Genomic DNA, 25,013 nt, shown 5'->3' with positions numbered 1-25,013 from the left:
GAACACTCATCACTTACGTGATTCAGAAAATATTGATAATAATTTTGATTGCTGCATTCTTTACAAGAAAGAGTGAGCAATTTCGATTAACTCAACACCTGTGAGTGTCCACACAGATTACTTGATAAATTGTTAAAGAGCGTTAGCGCATCTCGGTAAGCCCGAGTGGCTAGGGATGCGTATTTTACGCAATTCCCGTATCGCGTCAAGTGATTTTTAAACTAATTTAAAAACTCTTTTCAGCGTCACTTTTCAGTGAACTGATTTGGCGTGTACACCATGCTATTGCGTGGTTTGCCGTGTCAGTGGATGCGCATTATAGGGAGATTATGAAACCGTGCAAGGGCTTTTTGCAAATATTCAGATCGAATGAGGATCTTTTGTGCAGATCGTTTTATTTTTAACTATTATGACTGTTTTTATAGCAGTTTTATTCTATTTCCCTGACTTGTTATGAACTAATTATGGTGTTTTAAGGTCATTTTTTCGTCAGAGTATGGTGAAAGCGCAAATAATTCATTACCATAGCTATGCTTTTTAACAGTTATTTATCATTTTTCATTTTTATTAGAGATAAACTTATGCAGAAGTCATTTGTTATTACCTTAGTTACAGCGCTCATTGGCGCAGTTATCATTTATGCTCTATCTAGTAATGTTCAACTTGTTATATCTTTTATTGCAGGTGCAATGTTAGCTAGTCTTATTTTTACTTTCGTTCCTACTTCAACTGCAGCGGCTTCAAATGAGCCTTATGTTGGCCCAACCATGACACTGTATGTGGGTAACTTGCCATACCGTGTACATGAAGGTGAAGTAAAGAGTCTTTTCGGGGAGTATGGTCCTGTCAATTCAGTACGCTTAGTGAGAGATAGAAAAACAGGTCGTCGTAAAGGTTTTGGTTTCGTTGAGATGTCAGAAGCCGGTGCTAAAAAGGCGATGAACAAACTAAATGATTACAGTTTCCAAGAACGTACTTTAAAAGTAAGAGAAGCTAAATCACAAGAATCAGATCCAGCGGATCAAAATAAAGATTAGTTATATCGTTAGCTGGCTATGGAAAGACACTCAAGTTGTGTAAAGCCATAGTCAGTTAATGTCTGTTTTAGTCCATCCCCAATCTCAGCTGTATACCCAGCTTTTAAAATCACATCACAATTCTGACTCTTACTTTGATTACCTATCAAAAACAACACTCGTGTAGCAATCGCACTACCTGAATCAAGTAGTAATATTTTAGCACCTAAAACTTGTGCTATTTCTTGGCGTAAAAACGGAAAATGAGTGCAGCCCAACACCACGGTATCAATAGATGAGTTTTGAATAGGCTGTAAAATCTGTTCAATTTTCTTTATATCAACACATTTTCGTCCCGCTTTGTCTTCTGCTATTAGTACTAATTCAGAAGAGCCAATTAAATCTACTTGGCAACCACCCGCAAATTCATTGATCAATTCTTGGGTATAGGCTCTATTAACAGTGCCTGGTGTAGCAAGCAATGCAATATGCTGGCTTGTGGTTTGTTGTGCAGCTGGTTTTATTGCTGGCACGACACCAACAACTGGCATGCTAAGTTGTTTTCTTAGTTCAGGTAACACTAAGGTACTTGCACTATTACAGGCCACAACAACTATCGAAGCGTTTAACTGTTTTGCTTGTGTAACAACTAACTTAACGCAGCCATCAATTAACTCTTGTTCACTTAAATCTCCATATGGCAAACGAGCATTATCAAATAAGTAATAGATATCATGCTGAGACAATTTTTTATGAACATGTTCAAACACGGATAAGCCACCTATGCCTGAATCGAAAATGAGTATGGGACCGCCCAAGTTAATCTCCACTGAATGGGGTTAATAAGTGAAATTCATCGATTTCTGTTGTTAATATTCTAAGACTTCGCCGTTCTACTGGACATCAGCGGTGTGTAGTATAATATTTGCGCCCTTATTTTACAGCATATGGTGGAACAAAATGAATTTAGCAGCAATGGATCCTAAGAACTATGATGCGCAACTCGAACAAAAACGTGTCAAGCTTGAAGCTGCCTTTGCTGAGTTTACTCCGCCAAGTTTAGAAGTTTTTGGATCTGAGCCAGCTCACTACCGTATGCGAGCGGAATTTCGAGTCTGGCATGATGGTGACGACTTATACTATTACATGTTTGACAAAGCATTGAATGAAAAAGTTCGTTGCGAGCAATACTTACCTGCCGGTGCGCTTATCAATGAGATGATGACAGCATTGATGGAAGAACTTCGTCCAAACCATGCACTTCGCTTTAAATTATTCCAGGTCGATTTTTTATCTACTCTTAGTGGCGAGATCTTAGTCTCACTTCTTTATCATCGTCAATTGAATGATGAATGGCGAGAAGAAGCTGAACTCATGAAGCAACGTCTATCTAAAAAGTTCAATGTGAATTTTATCGGCCGTGCCCGCAAACAAAAAATTGATTTAGATAAAGATTTCGTGGTTGAGTCCTTAACTGTCAATGGTAAAGAATTACAGTATAAACAAATTGAAAATAGCTTTACTCAACCTAATGCTAAAGTGTCAGTTAAAATGCTTGAATGGGCTATTTCAACGACTCAAAATAGTACGGGTGATTTATTAGAGCTTTATTGTGGTAATGGCAATTTTTCAATTGCGTTAGCGCAAAACTTTGAACGTGTATTAGCAACTGAGCTAGCAAAGCCTTCTGTGGATGCTGCGCAATATAACATTGCTATTAATGATGTCGATAACCTTCAAATTATCAGAATGTCAGCCGAAGATTTTAGTGATGCAATGGCTAAAAAACGTCGCTATCGTCGTTTAGAAGGTATCGATTTAGACAGTTATAACTGTAATACCATATTTGTTGACCCACCGCGTGCAGGTATTGACGACAATACGCTTAGCTTAATGCAAAACTATGACCGAATTTTGTATATTTCGTGCAACCCTGACACGTTGAAAGCAAACTTAACCAAACTGAGTGAAACACATAAAATCACTCGATTTGCACTGTTCGACCAATTCCCATATACCGATCATATGGAATCAGGTGTACTTTTAGAGCGTAAATAATCACACTGCCATAAAAAGGCGATGCTGTGTAAACAGCATCGCCTTTTTATTGCCTGACAGCTTAATTTATTTAGTTTCTACTTTATGCTGTAGCGCTTCAGCACCTTTAGCAACCATGCGTAATTGTAAAACCAAATGATCCGCTAATACTTTTCTATCAGCTCGTTTCATATCTAATGCCGATGCGCCTGCATTAAACACTAAGGTCACTAAGGCTTCAGCTTGAACTCTCGCTAACATAGGTGTTCTACCAGCGGTAGCTTCAGTGTAATGAGACAACTCCGAAATAAAGTGCTCAATCTCTCTCGCAACAGCAGCACGAAATGCCGCAGAAGTCCCTGAACGTTCATGCAGAAGAATACGAAAAACATTGGGATTTGATTCTAGCACTTCAATGAAAGTATCAACTGAGATACGAATAACACTGCCACCTGCTTCGGCACGCTGGCGACCTTTACGCATCATTTGTCGCAATGTCAGACCACCTTCATCGACCATGGTTAAACCGAGTTCATTCATGTCTTTAAAGTGACGGTAAAAAGAAGTTGGCGCTATGCCAGCCTCTCTTGCAACCTCACGTAAACTTAAGCTTGAAAAGCTACGCTCAGCACTGAGTTGATTAAAAGCGGCATCTACCAATGCACGACGGGTTTTTTCTTTCTGTAATGCTCTTACACCCATGTAAAGATCCATTTAGTAAATGATAGTGCACAGATAATACCGTTTTTAACAAAGAAACACAGCCCCATAAGGGTTGACCATATATTGAGGGTAAGTTAAATTAGCGTACAACTGTACGCCCAATAAGATTTTTGGATTATCTTAATGAAAAAACCACCGATTATTTGGTTAAACACATCACTATTTGCACTCACGCTATTAGGCGCTATTACTTTGGTTCCATGGCGTGGCATGACCCATGGATTTGAGGCCATCGAATGGATAGCATTTGTCGTGCTTGCTTTTGCAAGTGGCTTATCGATTACTGCGGGGTATCATCGCCTTTGGTCCCATAAAGCTTATAAAGCACATCCTGTCATGCGATTCTTATTTGCGTTGGGCGGAGCTCTTGCACTACAAAATAGTGCGCTGCATTGGTCTTCTGATCATCGAGTTCATCATAAGCACGTCGATAACAACGATAAAGATCCTTACTCTGCTAAAAAGGGGTTTTGGTACAGCCATATTGGTTGGATGCTACGCGAGTACCAAGCTAGTCGCTACCATGACTACAACAATGTTCGTGATTTACAAAAAGATGCCATTGTTATGTGGCAGCACAAACACTACTTATCATTGGTTGTCATAATGAATATTGGCCTGCCTGCATTTTTAGGCTGGTTAAATGGTGACATTATTTCAATGGTATTAATGGCAGGATTACTTCGCTTGGTTGTCGTACATCACTGTACTTTCTTTATTAACTCACTGGCTCACATTTGGGGCAGTCAGCCATATACCAATAAAAATACGGCTCGAGATAATGGTGTTATCGCATTATTAACCTATGGCGAGGGTTATCATAACTTCCATCATATTTTCGAAAATGATTACCGCAATGGCATTAAATGGTGGCATTACGACCCAACAAAATGGCTCATTAAGTCGATGCAATGGGTTGGCCTTGCAAGTGATTTAAGAGTGGTTCCTCAAGAACGAATAGAAAGTGCCAAATTACAAATGCAATTACTTAGAGCACAGGACAAAGTGGCGCATTTACCTAACTGTGACGAGATCATTGCTAATTTCCAAGCTGAATATGAACTCATGAAGCAGCACTTGATGGAATACTATCAAGCTAAAAAGAGTTTACTAGAAGCCAAGCGCAAAGAATTGAGCGTCCAGCAGCTAAATCTGCAAGTTGAAGAGTTAAAAGCACGCCTGTTAGCTCAAAAGAAAAACTGGAAAAGCTTAACCGCTGCATATTAACGTTAGTAATTATCAATATTGTGAAACGGCTACCTTACTCGGTAGCCGTTTTTTGTTTCGCCAGAATGAATGTCACAACACACATTCAGTACTCTGCCATGAGCATATACATTATCGGGTCATTGACCCTTTATGACTTGCGCTCAAACAACTCACTTACCTGCTGATGCAAACCATGCCGACCTAATTCAACACCATTTACAGTCTCACCAATGTTGACTTCAACTCTTGACCAGAAACGCTTTGGTCTCGTCGTTAAAGCATGACCACCTTTATGGCTAAAGTATGATCCCCATAAGCCTTTTAACGCCATTGGTGTGACGGATACAGGGTCAGCAGCTAGGATTCTTTCAATACCAGGTCTAAACTCAGCAATATCGCCATCGGCGGATAATCGACCTTCAGGAAAAATACACACAAGCTCTTCGTTATTCAGCGCTTGATGAATGTGTTCAAATGCCTGCTCATAGGTCTTTTCACATTGTTTTGGCGAACAAATCGGAATAACACCAGCATGACGGAACAAATATTTTAAAAGTGGTATTTCACTAATAGACTTATCCATAACAAAACGCATCGGTCGCGTTGAAGATCCCATAATAATCAGTGCATCAACGTAACTCACATGGTTACACACAATAACACCTGCTCCCTGAGCTGGAATATGTTCACGGCCTGTTACGTTAACTCGGTACATGACATGGCTAAGAATATAGCTCACGAAGCGTTGAGCAAACTCAGGCACCTGTGAATAAACATACAAAGCCACCACAGTATTCAAGGCTGCAAGTAATAAGAATAACTGTGGAATGCTCCATTCTAAGAGCCCAAGCAATACGATGGATAACACCGCTGCAGTTACCATGAAAAAGGCATTAACAATATTATTTGCTGCTATAGCTTGTGCGCACTCGCCTTTTTCTGCTCTAGACTGAATAAAGGCATATAACGGAACAATGAACAGTCCACCACTTAGGCCCACCATAAATAAGTCAGCCATGACTCTATAATGCTGTGATGCAGTAATAAAAGTGCTAAAGCTATACACGGTACTCAAATCAACCGGCGCTGGCGGTATAGCAAAAATTAAATCCACACCAAATACCGTTAACCCCAACACGCCAAATGGAATGACGCCCAATTCAACATGACCATAAGAAACTCGCTCACAAATCCACGAGCCTACCGCAATGCCAATTGAAAATAACGCCAGTAATAGCGATACCACTGTCGCATCAGCATGAAGGTGTAACTTGGCAAAATTAGGAAATTGAGTCAGATAAGTTGCACCTAAAAACCAAAACCAACTGATGGCCAAAATTGCCATCCAAATACTTGGGGTTTGACGTACTTTAGCAATACTGCGCCAAGTACCAGAAAGTGGCGTAAAGCGAATTTTTTCAATCTTGCCTTGAGGTGGTAAAGCTGGAATTGCTCGACTTGATAAATAACCAATTGCAGCAAGAGTGACAACGGTTGCAGAAGCGGCTACTAAGCTATTATCACTCGCAACAATTAACCCTGCAGATAACGTCCCCACAAGAATTGAAATAAATGTCCCCATTTCAACCCAAGCATTACCAGTAACAAGTTCATTTTCTTTTAGCGTTTGTGGCAATAAAGAATATTTAACAGGGCCAAAGTACGCAGACTGCGTGCCCATTAAAAACAGGAGTAATAACATCACCAAATAGCTTTGAGACAAAATAGCGACCGCAGCACATGACATGATAATAAACTCAATCAACTTTAATCGTCGTATAAGCATGGCTTTATCAACATTATCAGCCACCATACCTGCGTGGGCTGAAAACAAAAAGAAAGGTAAGATAAAAACGCCCGCCGCCAGATTTACAAACATATTCACGCTAATGGGTAATTCGTTAACTTGGCTATAAGTCACCAATAGCAACAGCACATTTTTATAAATGTTGTCATTCAGTGCCCCAAGACACTGAGTAACAAAATAGGGAAAGAATCGTCTAGTGATTAACATGCTGCATCCTTGTTTTTTGTCATTCCTAAAATGTAGCCTTGTACATGACTACTGAGCATTGTTGGTAATTCGGTTTCTGTGGTAAATAACTTTCCATCAATCGCTAAGCAAGTTAATCCATGAATCCCCCCCCATAACACTCGGCTCATTAATGTAATTTGTTGTTCTGACACTTGTGCAAAAACATGTTTTAACTGCTGCGAAATCAATCCAAATAATGAATCAATAGCGTGCTGATGACTAGATGACAATGACACATTGTCTGGCGCTGATATTTCAAACACGAGCTTAAAGCCAGCCTTATGTTCAAAAGCAAATTGGCAATATCCATGTGCCATGGCTTCTATGATATTGATAGGTTCATCTTGAGAGCAGTCAACATTAAGATCGGCTAGGTGTTGGTATAAGTTCACCAAAACTCGCTCAGAAACACGTAAGAGTAATTGTTGATATGACCCATAGATATTAATTAAGGTACTAGGTGCATAGCCTATTTGACTGGCCACTTTGCGAAGTGACAAACCATCAAGCGAAGCTGCTTGTAAGTATTCCATGACTGCAACTATGGCCATCTCATTAATTTCTTCATGGGTATGTTCCTTCCTTCGCGCCATCATAATCCCTATTGTAATTAACTAATGTGGTTAAACTAACAACAAACAAAATAAAAAACAATGTTCATAATAATTTTTTTCTTCACTAAATAATCATAATGAGGCTTGTTCAGACACAAAAAAGCCCTCAGTAGAGGGCTTAGGGCATAGTCGAATGCAAAAATTATTTAGTGAGAATATCATCCCAAGCTAAACTTGGACTGCCAACAACGATAAAGTTAGGGTTTTCGAGCGTTTCTCGTTCGTTATAACTCATTGGCTGTAAATTGATATCCATTAACGCACCGCCAGCTTCTTCAAGAATAATTTGCGCTGCACCAGTATCCCACTCACCAGTTGGGCCTAAGCGTACATAACAATCGGCACGTCCTTCAGCAACAAGGCAACTCTTTAACGCTGCGCCACCAAGGACCACTAACTCACAACTATTAGGATGACTTAATAATTTAAGCACTGACTGCGGATCTTGACGACGACTCACAGCAAGTTTCAAACCTGATTGTTCAATGTCACCAATTTGTCTGCTCATGATGCGAACTTCATTCTTAGTATCACGCTTATACGCCCCAAGCCCAGCAATGGCGTAATAACAAACGTTTGTCATCGGTACATAAACAATCCCCATAACAGGGCGATTATGTTCAACGAGTGCGATAATAACGGAAAAATCACCGCTGCCAGCGATAAATTCACCAGTACCGTCTAAAGGATCAACCAACCAATAACGCTGCCATTCAGCACGTTCTTCAAATGGAATATCGGCAGCTTCTTCACTCAAAATGGGAATATCTGGGGTTAATGCTGCGAGACCGGCACAAATGATTTCATTTGCCGCTAAATCAGCTGAAGTGACAGGCGTATTGTCTGACTTAATTTCTCTGTCAAAGTCACCTTTGACATAAATATCTCGAATTTTTTGCCCTGCTTCAGTGGCAATTTTGATGACTTGTTCAATTACTTCTTCTGGCTTCATACCCACTCCAATCGCCAAATAATACGCTGAATACTGTCAAGTTAGTCCAACTTAGGCTTTTTTAGTAGCTTTCATCGGCTAATATTTTGTTTTTATTTTAATTAATAACCGCTATTTTGCTAAAAACTGCTGTGCAAGAAATAATGCACTGACACTTCGTGATTCAGAAAAGTCAGCATCTTCAAGCAAGGTTTGCCAATCTTCTAAAGGATATGGAATGACCTCTATTGGTTCAGGCTCATCACCTTCAAGGCGACTTTCATATAAGTCTTCTGCAATAAAAATCTGCATTTTACTGGCAAAGTAGCCAGGCGCTAAACTGAGTTCTTTTAATAAAGTCAGTTTGTTACTGGCAAAACCGATTTCCTCTTGTAGCTCTCGGTTAGCAGCCTCAGCGGCGTCTTCTCCAGGATCAATCAAGCCTTTAGGGAAACCCAGTTCATAATTATCGGTACCTGCGGCATATTCTTTGGCTAACAATAATTGACCTTGATGCACAGGGACAATCATTACTGCACCACGGCTACCGCCACTCATTCTTTCATATTGACGCTCTACGCCATTAGAAAACTTTAAGTGCAGCTGTTCAATTTGAAATAGACGACTTTTTGCTACTATTTCACGATGAAGGATGTCAGGCTTTTTATGCCGAGTTGTCATTAAAACCTCATATATGACGAATTTAGATAGACAAGTTACAATCTTACTACCCTAGCTATATTCTACAACTGGAATTTTCATGTTTCCTTGGCATAAGATAGACACAGTTTTACTCGATATGGATGGCACCCTACTCGATTTACACTTTGATAATCACTTTTGGTTATCTTTAGTGCCACAACAATTGAGCCAACAGCGGCAAATATCAGTGACCCAAGCGCAACAATTAGTCGAGCAATCTTACCAAAAGGTAGAAGGAACATTAGATTGGTATTGCATTGATTATTGGCAAGAAAAGCTTGGTTTGGATATTTTAACTTTGCATTATTCCTTGGCAGAGCGAATTCAAATGCGTCAAGACAGTATGCCCTTTCTTAATGCACTAAAAGCAGCAGGGAAACAGCGGATATTAATGACAAATGCTCATCCCAAAAGCTTAGCATTAAAACTTGAACATACTGAACTTGCACACGGACTTGATGCAACTTTTTCAAGCCACGAAACAGGCTACCCTAAAGAGCACCCTAAATTTTGGGAGCATGCAATGCGTCAATTCAGTCTTAATCCAAGTCGTTGTTTATTTGTTGATGATAATGAGCACATTTTAGAAGCGTCGAAAAAAGCGGGAATTGGGTATCAACTGGGTATATCCAACCCTGACAGCCAAAAACCTCATAAAGACTTTGTCGACTTCCCTGCCATTCATGATTACCAAATGCTGCATCAGGATCTGCTCGACACGTAGATTACTTTTGGAATGAAAAACAAAAAAGGCATGTGATTAACATGCCTTTTTTATTAAAGCTGCCAATCTACATACCTGGAATTACGCCGTTATAATTAATCGGGTAATATCCTTGGCTATCTTGCTTACCTAGGAAGGATAATGCTTGAGTAAGATCTTCTGGCTGTTCTGGTGTTGGCTTAATTTTAGCGCTGACAGAAAAGCGATTACTTTCGCCTAAACTTGCAATCCCTTCAATACCCATTTGGTTCATTGTGTCATCAGTATTTAACTGCACCATGCCATCAATACACTTCAACCCTAATGCAATGTTACCTAATGGATACTCTCCAAACTGGTTTTTTACATCAATACGATTTAAAAATAACTTACCTGACAGCTGTTCACACCATGGCTCACCTTGCTCAAGACGTTCAACAATCAAGCTAACATCACCATTCACTTTCGTTCTGAATGGCAGACGGCTATTACCTAACAAAAATGAATTTGGCGCTTCAAAACGTAAGTTTTCAGCTGATATACCTGATAACAACCAAGTGATATCTCCTTGCCCACTGACTGCTGTCGCACGATTACCAATGTTGACATCAAGGTTCATTTGGCCAATAAACAATGCCCATGGGTTCATGTCCCAGCTCACTTGTTCAATGATGCGACGATCAATAGATACCAGCTCAGCATGACCTTGCCATAACGTGCCTGATACACCACTCACTTTAATGTTATTAGGTAACGGCGCAATGCCTACTACCCAATTAGCAGGAATGTAAGCCACCATAAAGGCGAGATAAATAACAACGCCTATTACTATTTTTTTAATCAAACTCACTACAATACCTGCTTACTTAGACAGCTGAATACGACGTACTTTGACAAAACCGGCCACATCAGACTCTGATAAATCCACACTTTCAAGGGTTAAGCCTTTTTGTTCAACCAGCTCATGTAAATAATTCAATAAGCTGTCAAAAGGCACATCATCCATCCACAACTGGATTTTATCACCCTGAGGCTGCATTCGTGTGATTTCTAACTTATATTGACCCGCAAGCTGATTGACCACAGAACTGAGGCTGCCAGTTGACGTTGGTTTCGAGCCTGATTGCTTCAAACCTGCGATTTTATTAGCCGTTTGTTTGACATAGTTGAGTGTTTGTAACTCTGATTGGTGCCTCATTTCAGCATTTTCAGCAGCTGAAGAAATCGGGCTCCAAATTCCCCAATATAAAATACCAATAATGACAAACACACCACAGCTGGCGACAAGCTGCTGCTCTCTGAGGGCTAAGCCTTTCCACCAAGCTTGCAAATTTTCCATCTTATTTGCCCCTCAATGTTAGGGTTGTATTCACTTCGTCTTCACCGCTATTGATTGCACCCATATCAAGGTCATATCGTGTTTCAACTAACTCTTTAAACTTATCGACTTGGTCATAAGTTTTGGCCGTCACTTGCATACGCAGTTCATTACGGTTGGCATCGAAACGTAAAGAATTTGGTTTTAAATCCGGTACCTTTTCAAAAGCATCTTTTAAGCCATCAAGCATTTCAAAAAATGCCGCTCCACCACCCTGGCCTTGCATACTGCGTAACTGAGAATCCATTTGCGAGCGGATATTAACAATACGATTAATACCTGGACTGACTCTTTTAAAAATCGCTTCACTTTGTTGCTTAACTTCAGCAGTTTGTGCTTCTAGCTGATAAATCGTTAAGCCTTTATTGACTAGAGATAATACGATCGCTATCGCCATAATGATGGCGACATTACGCCATAACATTAAATGTTTACTGTATTCACGCTTTGGCTGATAAATGCCACTGAGTAAATTGATCGGCGCTTGGATAATGCCTTTAGCCAAAACCATCATAGGTAAATCTAAGGGTTTAGACTCAACTTCCGCTCCCATAAAGACTAAATCTTCGCTGTAAGCTGCAATATTGAGGGGAGCTTGATCTTCTTGCTGTTCAGGCATCAGTTGCGGTAGTGCAAAATCTAACCATGTTTTAGGCAGACTAACACCGCTTCCTTCACCCGTTCGTAATAACAGTTCATCACCCATATCCAGTGCCGCCCAGCGACATTGTTCTAATGGTAATGCTAAACAATCAGGTACGATACGTTTTACCTTCATACCGGCATCAAGCAGCCAAGATAACCAATCTTGCATTTGGTCATGGGCAACTGCAACCACGTTCAGTTGCTCACCATCACGTGGCCCAACGACAAAGTGCATATCTTCAACATCAGATGCAATCGTTTCTTCTAGCATAAAAGGCAATGCTTTCAATGCTTGGCGCTGGTTTTTCTCAGGTAATTCAATTTGAGTCAATGTCATGCTTGACGCTGGCACTAAAACATCAACAGGGCGATTTCCAGCACGCTCAGTTAAACTTGATAGGCTTGCTGCATCACTTAACTCGCCAGAGGCGATAATTTCTTGCTCCTGCTCTGACCAAACTAGCCAAGAACATGGGCTTTCTGATGTTTTACCTAATCGGATAAAAAGCCGTTCAGACACTGTTACTCTCCACTGGCTGCAAGGGTTTCAAAAAACTGTGCAGCGGGTTGTTTCTCTTGTTCATTACTGTTGCCCACCATACTGGCGAGTCAACACGTCAAATTTATCACCGCTTCGCTGTAGCACACTGTCCATTCTGAACATGGCATTATCAACTTTAGCGCCCGCTTTCAGTAAAAAGAAATTACTGTCCACTACAATACTCGACTTCATATTGCTCTCAGTCGCTAAACTAGCAAGCGTATTATTCTCCCAAAACTCTGCAGCAGTTTCGAAACCATCAGCAGGTCTTTGGTTAATCAAGCTTTCGGCATCACTCAATGAAATTTTGTTATCTAACATGCCAACAAGTAATGCGGCTTGTTCAACTTCAATAGTGTTGACATTCAATAACTGTTGATTGTTACCTGGTATCGCACAAATATAAGGTAATAACGTGGTATACACTTGCTGGTTATAGCCAATCACCGCCCTTAATTCACTATGATGATTCATCAAAGTATTCGCTGCTCGATACGGGATATTACGCGATTCATAATCCGCATCTTCAGCACCATAAGGCATAGAAACAGTGTCATCATCAATATAATCAACCAAGGTATGAGTCAGCCTTTCTGCACCAAACTCGTCCATCCCCAGTGCGACTAATAACGCTTTATATTGGCTTGCCGCTAAACTGAGCTTGGGCTGACCATTCTCAACTTCTGTCGAAGTCACAGATAACGCATTGATATTGAAACAGGAGCGCATATCCTGAATTTCGCCACCAATTTCACCGTACTCGGCAGGAAAAATAACATCAGCCAGAGCCCAATATTGTTGGCGATGCACAGTGCCATCACTGTCTTCCATATCTTGCTTTAAAATCTTTTTCGCTAACTCTTCTGCAGAAATAGCATACCAATATGCTTGGTCATATTGCGCCAAGTTTAACGTTCGGCGCATAGATAACTGGTTACGGCTGGTGATGTTGGTAGCGATAATCACAACCAATGCCACAATCAACAGTACAACTAATAACGCCACTCCGCGCTGTTTACGAAACCCCGGTAATTGTGACTTCATCATGTGTCGTCACCTTCAGTCTTTTCGCCGGTTTCATCAGTGTCGCTGTTATCGCTATTGTCACCGTTATTGCCACCACTATTACCACCGCTGCCAGTGCTTGAGCTGTCTCCACCTTTAGGTAGTAAAAAACGACGTTCAATGGTGCCTAAGCCTTCAATCTCAACTTCCATCGCTATCGCAAGCGGTAAGGTAGAAGCATCAACTTTTCGCTCCCATTTATCACCTACAAAAAATGAATACTCAATGGAAATGACATCTTTCACGATTAAACTTTTTAACGGCTCTGCACCGACCTCTGGCTCTGGGTAAGGATAATACCAACGCTCTAAGCGGCCATCTTGAACAACATAAGCAACAGACTGCAAACTACCACGAGGTAACATGCCATCTGGATTCAACCAACCTAAGCGGAAAAACACTAAGGCTTCAGTTTCAGAATCCAGCATATTATCACCGGTTTGAAATACAGATGTTGTACGCTCACCATCAAAACCACGCTGAGTTCGCGCCACGATTTGGCCTAAGTCTCGCTCAATAATCCCAAACCCTTGTTGCAACGCTTTGAGTCGAACCGAAAACTCTTTGGTCGCTTCATCATTTTTCATCACAGTCGATAGCACAGCATTGGCGGCCAATCCGATCATGGCGAAAATGGCTATTGAGATCAGCATTTCTAATAGGGTAAACCCTAACTGATTATGCTTTTGTGATTTAACCTTCGTTGTGAACATAACTACTCACTTGGGCAACGGTTCGGTTAAACCTATCTTCATCGCTCACTAAAATTCTTATCATACGGAAATTGTCGTCTGTGGTTTTAACCACTTCTTGACGCCAATACCAATCTTTTCCTGCGAGTTCGACTTGGCCATTTTTAGTACCAAGTTCAGGGAATTGCTGAATTAATCTGGCTTCAACCATCTGATTACTCGCAACCCATTGTGCAAGGGTTCTTTCTTCTAATATCGGTAGGTTCGCCATCTGATCACCGATACTTTTGGTGACGGCAACGGCTGCAATCGAAAACACTGCTAACGCAACGATGACTTCAAGTAACGTCATGCCTTTACAAGTCTTCATCGAAACTTCCTAGCGCTAATCGTCCCATTGCGTCACCGACAACTAAGACTTCAACTTCTTTGCCATTGGCATCATCAGTTAAAAAACTCAATTCAAATGTCGACATTTCACCGCTTGGAAATAACAAAATTTGCGGCTCTGGGTTTTTCTTCTTGTCTTCTTTGCTTTCATCAATGAGTGGCTCATCGAACCATGACTCATCTTCTTCATCGTCTTGTACTAATGGCAAACCGTCCAGTAGCAGGCTCATCATGACACCTTCCTCCATTTGTTGTGGAGCAAGCTGCCTATCACCTGTTAGCGGTTCCCATTTACCGTCTTTGTAATATACAAATTGGTATTCATCTTCTTCTACGACAATCCCTAAAAACTGGCCACTGAGGATGGTTTCTTCAATCACTAACTCAGTGGTTGCTATAAATTGTCGAGCTGTTTTAGTTAACGCCTGCTCTGGTCCTGCTGTGCTCGTCGTCATGGTGACTGCTGCTGCAGTTAAACCCATCAGCAGTGCAACCAATAACACCTCTAAAAGAGTGAACCCAGCTTGGCGTGTAAACTTCATTGAATTATCTCAAACTTCCATTACTGGAAGTTTTGTAAATTCCAGTTACCAATATCGTCTTCAGTGCCCACTTGTCCGTCAGGACCTGCACTGAAAATATCGATACGACCATTCTCACCTGGGCTTAGTAGGTAATAATCATTACGCCATGGGTCTTGTGGTAAACGCTTTAAATAACCATCTGGACGGTAGTTACGAGGCTCTGGCGAAGACGTTGGCTTTTGCACTAATGCATCTAAACCTTGGTCAGTTGTTGGGTATACACTGTTGTCTAAGCGGTACATATCCAATGCATTTTCTAAAGCTACAATGTCTGAAACTGCTTTTTGTAAATCCGCTTTATCTTTGTTACCCATTAAGTTGGGAACAACCATTGAGGCTAAGATACCCAGAATAACGATTACCACCATCACTTCTAAGAGGGTAAAACCACGTTGTTTACGATTGACTTGCATTGACGACTTCCTCCGATACGCACGACAAAGTGCGTGATAAAAATTACCTTAATAACCTAATCGGTTTAACCACTGATCAAGTTATTTAATTCTAAAATAGGCTGTAAAATAGCCATGACAATAAACAGCACCACTGACGCCATGCTAACAACAAGCATAGGTTCGAATACCCCTAATGCGATGTTCACATTAGATTCAAACTCACTGTCTTGGTTATCAGCAGCACGTTCTAGCATTTGCTCTAACTGACCACTTTTTTCACCCGATGCAATCATATAGAGCATCATAGGCGGGAAAAGTTTAGTATTTGTGAGCGCAGCCCCTAAACTAGTACCTTCACGTACTCTTGCAGTTGCATCATCAACTGCAGCGCGTACTTTCACATTCAATAATACTTCACTGGCAATTCTCATCCCTTCAAGAAGCGGAACAGAACTCGCAGACAAAATACTTAATGTTCGTGCAAAACGAGCGGTATTAATGCCCTTGCTGACCTTACCTATAACTGGCGCCTTTAATAACCAAGTATCAAAGTGCATCCGAAAGTTCGGTTTTTTGAGCATCTGCTTAAACAGTACAAACGCTGCGAATAACAGGCCTAGGACGACTAAGCCATATGCTTGCACAAAATCAGAAGCTAAAATCAAGAACTGGGTCGTTCCTGGTAACTCTTGCCCCATATGCTCAAATTGCCCCACAACTTTTGGGACAACGGCTGCTAATAATACGGCAATGACGCCAATCGCAACGACGGTCAATACAATTGGATAAATCATTGCTTGAGTGAGCTTTGACTTTAATTGCTGACGGCGTTCGGTGTAATCCGCTAAACGGTTCAATACCACTTCTAAATGGCCTGACTTCTCACCAGATGCCACCATTGCACGATATAAATCATCAAAAACATGGGGATATTCGGCAAGTGAATCTGCCAAGCTATAGCCTTCAACAACACGAGAACGGACGGCCATCACTAGACTAGCAAGCCTGTCCTTTTCACACTGTTGGCCTACTGCTTTTAATGATTCTTCAATCGGCAAACCAGCTGCAACCAGTGTCGCTATTTGGCGTGTAATAAGTGCTAACTCTGCAACTGAAATACCACGTTGGAATAATTTAAAGCCACCCGTTTTAGCTTTTGCTTCTTTCTCTGCAACCGGTTGTAGCTCTATTGGCATCAAACGCTGTTCACGTAATTGACTACGTGCATGGCGAGCAGTATCAGCTTCAATGACGCCTTTTTGTTGTTTGCCATTACTATCAAGGGCTTTATATTCAAACGCTGCCATTGATTATTCCTCGCGCGTCACGCGTAAAACTTCTTCAAGCGTTGTCACGCCATCAAGTACTTTACTCATGCCATCATGACGAATACTAGGAATGGTTTGGCGAACATACTTTTCAATGGCCAGTTCACCACGTCCACCATKAATAAGCTCTCGAACATTATCGTCAACAACTAATAATTCATGGATACCAGTACGGCCTCGGTAACCGTTATGGCCACAGGCTTTGCAACCATTGGCACGATAAATCACTCGAGTATCGTTCGCAGTGACGCCTAATAGCTCACGTTCGCGTTCATCTGGCTCATGCTCAATCTTACATTCATTACACAAGGTTCTGATTAGTCGCTGGGCCAATACACCAAGAAGACTTGAAGACACGAGGAAGGGTTCAACACCCATATCTTGTAAACGCGTAATCGCACCAGAAGCGGTATTGGTATGTAAGGTTGAAATCACTAAGTGACCCGTTAATGACGCTTGAACTGCAATTTGTGCTGTTTCTAAATCACGAATCTCACCAATCATTACAACATCAGGGTCTTGACGTAGAATCGCACGCAAACCACGGGCGAATGTCATGTCGGCTTTCATGTTAACTTGCGTTTGCCCAATCCCTTCAAGTTCATACTCAATAGGATCTTCGACAGTCAAAATATTCGTATCTTTTGAGTTAATTTCAGTTAAGCCAGCATACAAGGTGGTACTTTTACCTGAACCTGTAGGGCCTGTAACCAAAATAATTCCGTGAGGCTTACGGATAATGGCATCAAATTGTTCACGAATTGACAGCGTCATACCTAACTGTTTCAAATCGAGATTACCGGTATTTTTATCCAGTAGACGCAATACCACGCGCTCGCCATGACTTGACGGCATAGTAGACACACGCACATCAACCGCTCGACCTGCTATACGCAACGAAATACGACCATCTTGAGGAACACGTTTTTCAGCAATATCAAGGCGTGCCATTACTTTGATACGTGATACCAACAGTGACGACAACTTGCGATTTGGCTTTAATACTTCTTTTAACACGCCATCGATACGGAAACGAACGACCAATTGTTTTTCGTACGTCTCAATATGGATATCCGACGCTTCTTCTTTAATCGCTTCTGATAATAATGCGTTAATTAACTTAATAATTGGCGCATCATCATCACCTTCCAATAAGTCTTCTGTTTGCGGCAATTCTTCGGCAAGAGTGAATAAATCCATCTCGTTACCTATATCTTCCATTAATTGCTGCGCTTCAGATGAATTAGCTTGGAAAGTTTGGGTTAACTTTGCTTCGAATTCTTCGACAGGTAATTGACTTAACACTAAGTCTTCACCAGCATAACGACGTACTTCTAACATTGCTGTCAACGGCGTTTCACTGGTGTAATACAACTTCAGCGCATCGGCTTCTTTGGCTAATGCCAAGTTAAAGCGATGCGAAAAAGCAAACGGTAAGCGCTCACGACTGGTTGAGTGGAAGACCTCATCATTAAGCTCTTCCGATTCAATACCTAACTCGTTAGACACTTGCGCCAACTGCTCAGTCATTTCTGCTTCACTCATTGGCATCATCTTCTTGTTCTGCATCGACTTCAGTTTCTGCAGGTTGCTGATCTTTGGCTTTACTCTCGCTGATATGCTTTAGCGCTGGATCGGTTTCACGCATCTTAGTTTCTAAACTCTTCCCTTCTTTGTAACGATTCAGTACTTCGTTAACTTCATCAGGCAAGTACGCTTCTTGATCCCACTCTTCAAGCATCGGCACATCAGTGTTTGGCATTAAGTTAACGCCACGTTCTTGTTGTTCAAGTTGCAATGCACGGAAGTAGTTATACTTGCGGCCCGCAATGCCTTCCATGGTAATCCCGTCACGAATAATCGTCGGCTTAATAAATACCATCAAGTTCTTCTTTTTCACGCCACTTGAAGATGATTTAAATAAGTGACCAATGATTGGTAGGTCGCCTAAGAATGGCACTTTTTGCACTGATTCTTGAGTTTCTTCGTTAATCAAACCGCCTAAGACAACAATTTGACCTGAATCAGCCATTACAGTGGTGGTTAATCGACGAGTCGCAAATGTCACATCGACACCTGTTTTACCGTTAATACCTGACACTTCTTGTTCGATGGTTAACTTAACAGATGTTCCTTCGTTAATTTGAGGAACCACTTTTAACTTCACACCCACTTCTTTACGTTCAACCGTTTGGAAAGGGTTACTGTTACCATTACTTGAGTTTTGGCTACCTGTTAAAATCGGGACTTCATCACCAACAATGAACGACGCTTCTTGGTTATCTAGAGTTGTGATAGAAGGTGTAGCAAGTACGTTTGATTTAGTATCACTTGAAACAGCTTGAACTAGTGCACCGAAGTCACCAGCAGTGATCCCCCATGCCATACCATTCACTTTACCTAATGCTTGTGCCAATAAGGTAATATCACCACGGGTGTCTGGGTTTTCAGTACAGGTACCATTTTCAGTACAAACTGTAGTACCTTCTTCACCTTGAGCCTGCCAAACACCAGCACCGATTTCACCAATCGTTGGACCTAGGTTATTAAACTGAGTACCACCACCGGCTGTGGTTGCCCATTGCACACCAAATCCAACATCATCACCCTCGGCGACTTCTACAATGATAGCTTCAACTAATACTTGAGCACGACGGATATCAAGTTGATTGACCACACTTTCAATTGTGCGCATTTGATCAGGATCGGCACTGATCACTAATGCGTTAGTATCAAGGTGCGCCATGATATTAATTTCTTTACGACGCTTATTACTGCTTTGACCCGCATCTTGATCAGATTGTAATTGCTCAGCAAATCCTGTTAATACTTCGACTAAATCCTCGGCTTTGGCATAACGTAAATATCTTACTTTCGTATTGCCCGTTGTTGCCTGCTCAGCATCAAGACGACGAATAAGTTCGACAACACGTTGGCGACTTTTTTCATCGCCACTAACAACGACAGCATTAGTACGCTCATCAGCAACAACTTTAGGCGCTTGACCTGGCATTTGTGCTTGATTAGCAGTTGAACGATAAAGGGTATCGATAATTCGAACGATTTCGCCAGCAGAGGCATACTCAAGCGAGACAACTTGAACTTCAGTGTCACCTTGTTTATCTACGCGGCGAACAATTTCGACTAACTTGTTGACCACGGCTGCACGACCAGAAATCATTAACACATTTGATGGATCGTAGTTAACAACATTACCGCCACCCGCATTATCATTTAACTGACGTAATAGTGGTGCAAGTTGTTTTGCTTCCGTGTTGTAAAGGGCAACAATACGAGTCACCATTTCATCGCCTAAACCAGGCTTACTATCATCAGCGACACGAATTGCGGCCGTTTTAGCATCTTTATCTTTAATGACCTTAATGACGCGGTTTTCCATTTCAACCACAGCATAGCCATAAACTTGCAGAACATTGAGGAAGAATTGATAGTACTGCTCATCATTTAATAAATCATAACTACGCACATTGATTTTGCCACGTACGGTCGGATCCACGATGATAGTTTTATTGAGGTTTTTGCCTACAATATTGATGAATTCTTGAATATCTGTGCCTTTAAAGTTGGCAGCATATTGTTCCGACCAAGCCGCTTGAGAAGCAAGCATTGCAATACCTGCAACAAACCCTGCTAATAACTTGCGTCGAATTCCATAACTCTTCATTATTTTCAATCCTCTACTGCCGATACTATTCAGGCAAACTAAATACTATTTCTACTAACTGCCCATCGCGTTCAACCATAACGCCGATTTCTGTTAATTCTTGTAACTGTGCCATTACTTCTAATGATTGTCCCATGTCGGTCAAATCATAGCCGTTAATGGATTTGGCTAAATCATTGGCTTTAAACCCAGCTGCGGTAAATAAGGTTTTATTCTTACCTGGGTTCAAACGGTAGCCACTCACTCCGTCAGCTCCACGCACCGGAGAAATAGCTAAATAATCTGTTAATTTTCCTGGGTCTGCTAATAATTCATCACGCGAGTCGCTAATTTGCTGAGCAACTTCAGCATTTTGGCGGCGATCAATGCGCTGAACTTCACGATCTTTTTTAGCTTGTTGTAATGATTGGTTTGCCTGGCTTTGTGTGGTGTAGCTTAAGCCGTCTAGCATTAAGGTTTCGTAACGCCCAGCGTTAGTGATAATAATTCGGTCTGCATAGACTTCTTTTAATGAGGCCGATGTGCCTTTAATTTTATCGCCAAGACTGTAGGTTTCTTGACTACCTTTCGATTCAATGACAGCAAGGCCATTGGTGTCGGAAGTCGATGCAACCACACCAGTTAACAGAATAGACAGATTGGTTTTAGGGGCATCGGTAATTTGTTCGACGGGTGCAGGCTTTTTAGGACGGCCATCGTCACTGGCATCTTTCTCACCAAATAATGACAACTTCTGAACACTACTTAGCTCCACTCGCTTCGCACTCGCAACGGATGTAGGTGAAGGTTGCCAAGCAACAGCTTGGCTATTAACTGGTATTAATTTCCAAGTAATCTGTGCTGTCAGTAATAGCACAATCACTAATCCCAACCAGAATACAGCGGTGCTTAACGGCTTTTGCGGTATAGCTGAAGCCTTCGTTATAATTTTATCTAATACATCCATATTCGGCTTGGACCCTCTATGCAGGTCGCTGTTCTAATTCTGTTAATTTAGGAAATACTGCATCATGCTAACCTACCCAGCTTATTGCAACAAGCCCGTAGCATATCGATTGGCGAAATTGCACCGAATATGCTACATTTGCGCGCCTAAAAACGCTGTGAGAAACACCGTTATTTGTGCGCTTTCCTACATTTTAAATATTAAAAATGTCAACCTTGTGAACTCATACCACTTTTGGGGGTGTTTAGATGGGCCAAGCTTCATCATCAGCAACATCAGTCAGACTCGATAAATGGCTATGGGCGGCGCGCTTTTATAAAACACGCTCGCTTGCAAAAGAGATGATCAATGGTGGAAAAGTACACTATAACGGTCAACGTACAAAATCCAGCAAGCAAGCTGAAGTCGGTGCCAAGATTCGTTTACGACAAGGCCACGACGATAAGGAAATAATTATTGCTCAATTGTCAGAACATCGACAAGGAGCGGCTATAGCACAGACGCTATATGAAGAAACAGCCGAAAGCATGAGTAAAAGAGAATTTAATGCCGAAGCCAGACGCTTAAATATTTTGAATAATCCTGCACCAGAAACCAAGCCGGATAAAAAACAGCGTCGTCAACTTATTCGCTTTAAAGATCTATAAAGACGATTAAAGCACAACAAACGAGAGTGAACATGAGCAAAGATATTTTACATCGCTACTTATTTGATAATGCCGATGTGCGTGGTGAGATGGTACAACTTGAAAAAAGCTATCAAGAGATTCTATCTGCCCATGAATACCCATTCGCATTGCAGCAATTATTGGGTCAATTAATGGCGGCAACGTCATTATTAACAGCCACAATCAAGTTTAGTGGTGACATTAGTGTGCAGCTTCAAGGTGACGGTCCTGTTTCGTTGGCCGTTATCAATGGCACTAATTTACAAGCGCTTCGTGGTGTTGCACGCTGGAAAGGTGAGTTAGCTGACGATGCATCCCTAACTGATCTAATGGGTAAAGGCGTAATGGTTATTACGCTGACGCCTGACGAAGGTGAGCGTTATCAAGGTATCGTTTCACTTGAAAATGAAAGCTTAGCAGCTTGCCTAGAAGAATATTTCAGCCAGTCAGAGCAATTACCTACTCGCATCACCTTATTTGCTGATGGCAAACAAGCTGCAGGTATGTTGCTACAAGTATTGCCGGCTCAAACCGATGAAAACGAAGACTTCAACCATTTAATGGCCCTTACTGAAACCATCAAACAAGAAGAGCTTTTCACTTTAGATGCTGAAGAGATTTTACATCGTTTATATCATCAAGAAGAGGTTCGCCTTTTCGATCCGGTTGATGTCACATTCAAGTGCACCTGCTCAAAAGAACGAAGTGCTAAGGCGCTAGCGACATTAGCACAAAACGAAGTAGAAACCATTTTGGCTGAAGAAGGTAAAATTGAAATGGGCTGTGAATATTGCCCAGCGGTTTACACTTTTGACAGCATCGATATTGCTGCAATTTTTGCAGGTAATTTTGAATCTACCACACAGCAATAACTGATCGATACAACACCAAGACTTTCACAAAAAAGCGCATTTAGCGCTTTTTTTGTGTAAAAAATCTATCTTAAAACTAAAAAAACACCCCAAATTACAAAAAAGTTACCAAACTGTTGATTACCTGTATTGTTTATTACGTTACAATGACATCGCTAAATTAGCTTCAACCTAAGCAAGCGATAACGTAAGTCATCCTAAATATAAATCGGCAACATAGACCGATAAACGACCTATTTACGACGGAGAAGACCCGATGACAGATGGAACAAACAGCGTACACTTCAACCTGACAAGCGCTGAATTAATTGAACTTGCTTTACAACGTAACGAAGGACAATTAACAGCCAATGGCGCATTAGTCGCTAAAACCGGTGAACGTACTGGTCGCTCACCAAATGATCGCTTTATCGTTCAAGAAGCCAATACCCAAGATGATATTGATTGGGGTTCTGTTAACAAAGGTATAGCTGCCGATACTTTCGATGCCCTTTGGGGAAGAGTTGAAGCTTACCTTTCTGAAAAAGACATTTTTGTCTCAGAACTGGAAGTAGGTGCCGATGATGAGCATTATCTTCCTGTGCGTGTCACCACTGAATACGCTTGGCATCAAGTATTTGCACGTAACCTATTTATCACTCCAACACATTTCAACCGTGGTAATAAAGACGTATGGCAAATAATGAACGCCCCAGAGTTTGTCTGTGACCCCGCTCGTGACGGTACTCACTCTGATGCGGTTGTGATGATCAACTTCGCCGATAAAAAAGTATTGCTAGCAGGGCTTAAGTACGCAGGCGAAATGAAAAAGTCGATGTTCTCTGTCCAAAACTTCTTATTGCCAGCTAAAGGTGTACTGCCAATGCACTGTTCTGCCAATGTCGGCCATGATGGTGATACAACCTTATTCTTCGGCTTATCAGGCACAGGTAAAACAACCTTATCAGCCGATCCAAAACGTTTTTTAATTGGCGATGACGAACATGGCTGGGCTCCGGGTGGCGTTTTCAATATTGAGGGCGGCTGTTATGCCAAGTGCATCGACTTAAGCCAAAAAAATGAACCCGTTATTTGGGATGCGATTCGTTTTGGTACCGTACTTGAAAACGTCATGCTAGACGAAAATAGAGTGCCTGATTACACCAATACTGAACTAACCGAAAACAGTCGTGCAGCTTATCCACTTGAACATATTGCCCAACGTAAAGAAGAAAACCGCGGTGCAGAGCCTAATTCGGTCGTATTCCTAACATGCGATGTTTCAGGTGTCCTTCCGCCAGTTTCTGTGCTTACTAAAGAACAAGCAGCTTATCATTTCTTATCGGGTTATACCGCTAAGGTGGGGTCAACTGAAATGGGGTCAACATCTGCCATTCAATCGACATTCTCGACTTGTTTTGGAGCACCATTCTTCCCTCGTCCAGCAGGTGTTTATGCTGAACTATTGATGAAGCGAATCGAGTCTTTCGGTAGCCGAGTTTATCTGGTTAACACGGGCTGGACAGGTGGTCCACATGGCGTAGGTAAACGTTTTGATATTCCAACAACTCGTGCCATTGTCGACGCGATTGTCAGTGGTGAGCTTAAAGATGTGGAAACACAGCATATCGATAAGCTGAACTTAGCGGTACCCGTCGCTGTTTCTGGTGTTGATACTCAACTATTGAATCCAATTAACACTTGGGCAGATAAAGCTGAGTACAACAAATATGCACAGCAATTGGCAGAAGAGTTTACTGCTAACTTTGCCAAATATCAGGTATCTGATGCAATTAAAGCAGCAGGGCCCAATAGTTAGGTATTGCTAACTTTCATATTGTTTTATCTGCACTAAGCCTCAAATGACATTGAGGC

General features: G+C 41.5%; 25 protein-coding genes. 7 read left to right on the top strand and 18 right to left on the bottom strand.

What is annotated here, in order from left to right; translation table 11 throughout:
• The first annotated feature begins 581 nt into the window (after positions 1–581).
• Positions 582–1,037, top strand: a complete 456-nt coding sequence (locus A9267_RS20370; RefSeq protein ID WP_055024226.1) for an RNA recognition motif domain-containing protein — start codon at positions 582–584, stop codon at positions 1,035–1,037.
• Between the two features lie 8 nt (positions 1,038–1,045).
• On the opposite strand, the gene murI is transcribed toward A9267_RS20370, so the two are convergent.
• The gene (gene murI, locus A9267_RS20365) at positions 1,046–1,834 is read right to left on the bottom strand and encodes a glutamate racemase (RefSeq protein ID WP_065110547.1); all 789 of its coding nucleotides are present in this window, start codon (positions 1,832–1,834) and stop codon (positions 1,046–1,048) included.
• 142 nt (positions 1,835–1,976) lie between these two features.
• Here murI and trmA point away from each other — a divergent pair, with 142 nt between their 5' ends.
• A complete protein-coding gene (gene trmA / locus A9267_RS20360) occupies positions 1,977–3,074 on the top strand; it encodes a tRNA (uridine(54)-C5)-methyltransferase TrmA (RefSeq protein ID WP_065110546.1) in 1,098 nt (365 codons plus the stop codon).
• Between the two features lie 66 nt (positions 3,075–3,140).
• Here the strand turns inward: trmA and fabR are convergent, their stop codons facing one another.
• A complete protein-coding gene (gene fabR, locus A9267_RS20355; RefSeq protein WP_055024214.1) occupies positions 3,141–3,755 on the bottom strand; it encodes an HTH-type transcriptional repressor FabR in 615 nt (204 codons plus the stop codon).
• 144 nt (positions 3,756–3,899) lie between these two features.
• Between fabR and A9267_RS20350 the strand changes: the two genes are divergently transcribed.
• Positions 3,900–5,003: an acyl-CoA desaturase gene (locus A9267_RS20350; protein WP_065110545.1), complete on the top strand. Its 1,104-nt coding sequence runs from the start codon at positions 3,900–3,902 to the stop codon at positions 5,001–5,003.
• Positions 5,004–5,133: 130 nt separating this feature from the next.
• Here A9267_RS20350 and A9267_RS20345 read toward each other — a convergent pair whose 3' ends face one another.
• From A9267_RS20345 to nudE, 4 genes are all read right to left on the bottom strand, one after another.
• On the bottom strand, positions 5,134–6,999 hold the full coding sequence (locus tag A9267_RS20345) for an MFS transporter (protein ID WP_065110544.1): 1,866 nt from the start codon (positions 6,997–6,999) through the stop codon (positions 5,134–5,136).
• A complete protein-coding gene (locus A9267_RS20340) occupies positions 6,993–7,613 on the bottom strand; it encodes a TetR/AcrR family transcriptional regulator (protein WP_065110543.1) in 621 nt (206 codons plus the stop codon). The genes A9267_RS20345 and A9267_RS20340 overlap by 7 nt, the downstream gene beginning before the upstream one ends.
• A gap of 163 nt (positions 7,614–7,776) precedes the next feature.
• Entirely contained in the window at positions 7,777–8,586 is an 810-nt protein-coding gene (gene cysQ, locus A9267_RS20335; RefSeq protein ID WP_055024210.1) for a 3'(2'),5'-bisphosphate nucleotidase CysQ, read from the bottom strand.
• A gap of 111 nt (positions 8,587–8,697) precedes the next feature.
• Complete coding sequence (gene nudE / locus A9267_RS20330; protein ID WP_065110542.1) at positions 8,698–9,246, bottom strand: ADP compounds hydrolase NudE; 549 nt, start codon at positions 9,244–9,246, stop codon at positions 8,698–8,700.
• A 79-nt stretch (positions 9,247–9,325) separates the two neighbouring features.
• On the opposite strand from nudE, the gene yrfG reads away from it, so the two are divergent.
• Entirely contained in the window at positions 9,326–9,991 is a 666-nt protein-coding gene (gene yrfG / locus A9267_RS20325; RefSeq protein ID WP_065110541.1) for a GMP/IMP nucleotidase, read from the top strand.
• Between the two features lie 67 nt (positions 9,992–10,058).
• Here yrfG and A9267_RS20320 read toward each other — a convergent pair whose 3' ends face one another.
• The 12 genes from A9267_RS20320 to gspC all read right to left on the bottom strand — a co-directional run bounded on the left by A9267_RS20320 (position 10,059) and on the right by gspC (position 21,619).
• Positions 10,059–10,820: a type II secretion system protein N gene (locus A9267_RS20320; protein ID WP_065110540.1), complete on the bottom strand. Its 762-nt coding sequence runs from the start codon at positions 10,818–10,820 to the stop codon at positions 10,059–10,061.
• Between the two features lie 12 nt (positions 10,821–10,832).
• Positions 10,833–11,309 (bottom strand): type II secretion system protein M, encoded by a 477-nt coding sequence (locus A9267_RS20315; protein WP_055024206.1) that lies wholly within the window; start codon positions 11,307–11,309, stop codon positions 10,833–10,835.
• Between the two features lies 1 nt (position 11,310).
• Entirely contained in the window at positions 11,311–12,513 is a 1,203-nt protein-coding gene (gene gspL / locus A9267_RS20310; protein WP_065110539.1) for a type II secretion system protein GspL, read from the bottom strand.
• 63 nt (positions 12,514–12,576) lie between these two features.
• Entirely contained in the window at positions 12,577–13,578 is a 1,002-nt protein-coding gene (gene gspK / locus A9267_RS20305) for a type II secretion system minor pseudopilin GspK (RefSeq protein ID WP_065110553.1), read from the bottom strand.
• On the bottom strand, positions 13,578–14,312 hold the full coding sequence (gspJ, locus tag A9267_RS20300) for a type II secretion system minor pseudopilin GspJ (protein ID WP_065110538.1): 735 nt from the start codon (positions 14,310–14,312) through the stop codon (positions 13,578–13,580). Before gspJ ends, gspK begins: the two co-directional genes overlap by 1 nt.
• Entirely contained in the window at positions 14,293–14,661 is a 369-nt protein-coding gene (gspI, locus tag A9267_RS20295) for a type II secretion system minor pseudopilin GspI (protein ID WP_055024203.1), read from the bottom strand. The genes gspJ and gspI overlap by 20 nt, the downstream gene beginning before the upstream one ends.
• On the bottom strand, positions 14,648–15,223 hold the full coding sequence (gene gspH / locus A9267_RS20290) for a type II secretion system minor pseudopilin GspH (protein WP_065110537.1): 576 nt from the start codon (positions 15,221–15,223) through the stop codon (positions 14,648–14,650). The genes gspI and gspH overlap by 14 nt, the downstream gene beginning before the upstream one ends.
• A 20-nt stretch (positions 15,224–15,243) precedes the next feature.
• Positions 15,244–15,678, bottom strand: coding sequence for a type II secretion system major pseudopilin GspG (gene gspG, locus A9267_RS20285; protein WP_055024201.1), 435 nt, complete (start codon positions 15,676–15,678; stop codon positions 15,244–15,246).
• A gap of 65 nt (positions 15,679–15,743) precedes the next feature.
• A complete protein-coding gene (gene gspF, locus A9267_RS20280; protein ID WP_055024200.1) occupies positions 15,744–16,967 on the bottom strand; it encodes a type II secretion system inner membrane protein GspF in 1,224 nt (407 codons plus the stop codon).
• 3 nt (positions 16,968–16,970) lie between these two features.
• Positions 16,971–18,518 (bottom strand): type II secretion system ATPase GspE, encoded by a 1,548-nt coding sequence (gspE, locus tag A9267_RS20275; protein WP_197495573.1) that lies wholly within the window; start codon positions 18,516–18,518, stop codon positions 16,971–16,973.
• Positions 18,519–18,525: 7 nt separating this feature from the next.
• Positions 18,526–20,673 (bottom strand): type II secretion system secretin GspD, encoded by a 2,148-nt coding sequence (gene gspD, locus A9267_RS20270; protein ID WP_055024198.1) that lies wholly within the window; start codon positions 20,671–20,673, stop codon positions 18,526–18,528.
• 25 nt (positions 20,674–20,698) lie between these two features.
• The gene (gspC, locus tag A9267_RS20265) at positions 20,699–21,619 is read right to left on the bottom strand and encodes a type II secretion system protein GspC (RefSeq protein WP_055024197.1); all 921 of its coding nucleotides are present in this window, start codon (positions 21,617–21,619) and stop codon (positions 20,699–20,701) included.
• 248 nt (positions 21,620–21,867) lie between these two features.
• Here gspC and hslR point away from each other — a divergent pair, with 248 nt between their 5' ends.
• The 3 genes from hslR to A9267_RS20250 all read left to right on the top strand — a co-directional run bounded on the left by hslR (position 21,868) and on the right by A9267_RS20250 (position 24,957).
• Positions 21,868–22,266: a ribosome-associated heat shock protein Hsp15 gene (gene hslR / locus A9267_RS20260; protein WP_065110535.1), complete on the top strand. Its 399-nt coding sequence runs from the start codon at positions 21,868–21,870 to the stop codon at positions 22,264–22,266.
• A 32-nt stretch (positions 22,267–22,298) separates the two neighbouring features.
• Positions 22,299–23,159 (top strand): Hsp33 family molecular chaperone HslO, encoded by an 861-nt coding sequence (gene hslO, locus A9267_RS20255; protein ID WP_065110534.1) that lies wholly within the window; start codon positions 22,299–22,301, stop codon positions 23,157–23,159.
• A 256-nt stretch (positions 23,160–23,415) separates the two neighbouring features.
• On the top strand, positions 23,416–24,957 hold the full coding sequence (locus tag A9267_RS20250; protein WP_055024194.1) for a phosphoenolpyruvate carboxykinase: 1,542 nt from the start codon (positions 23,416–23,418) through the stop codon (positions 24,955–24,957).
• Positions 24,958–25,013: the final 56 nt, after the last annotated feature.

The organism is Shewanella sp. UCD-FRSSP16_17, from assembly GCF_001675935.1.
Taxonomy (GTDB): Bacteria; Pseudomonadota; Gammaproteobacteria; order Enterobacterales; family Shewanellaceae; genus Shewanella; species Shewanella japonica.
The sequence above is the reverse complement of the archived record's forward strand: the minus strand, read 5'-3'. Positions and strand labels throughout refer to the sequence as shown.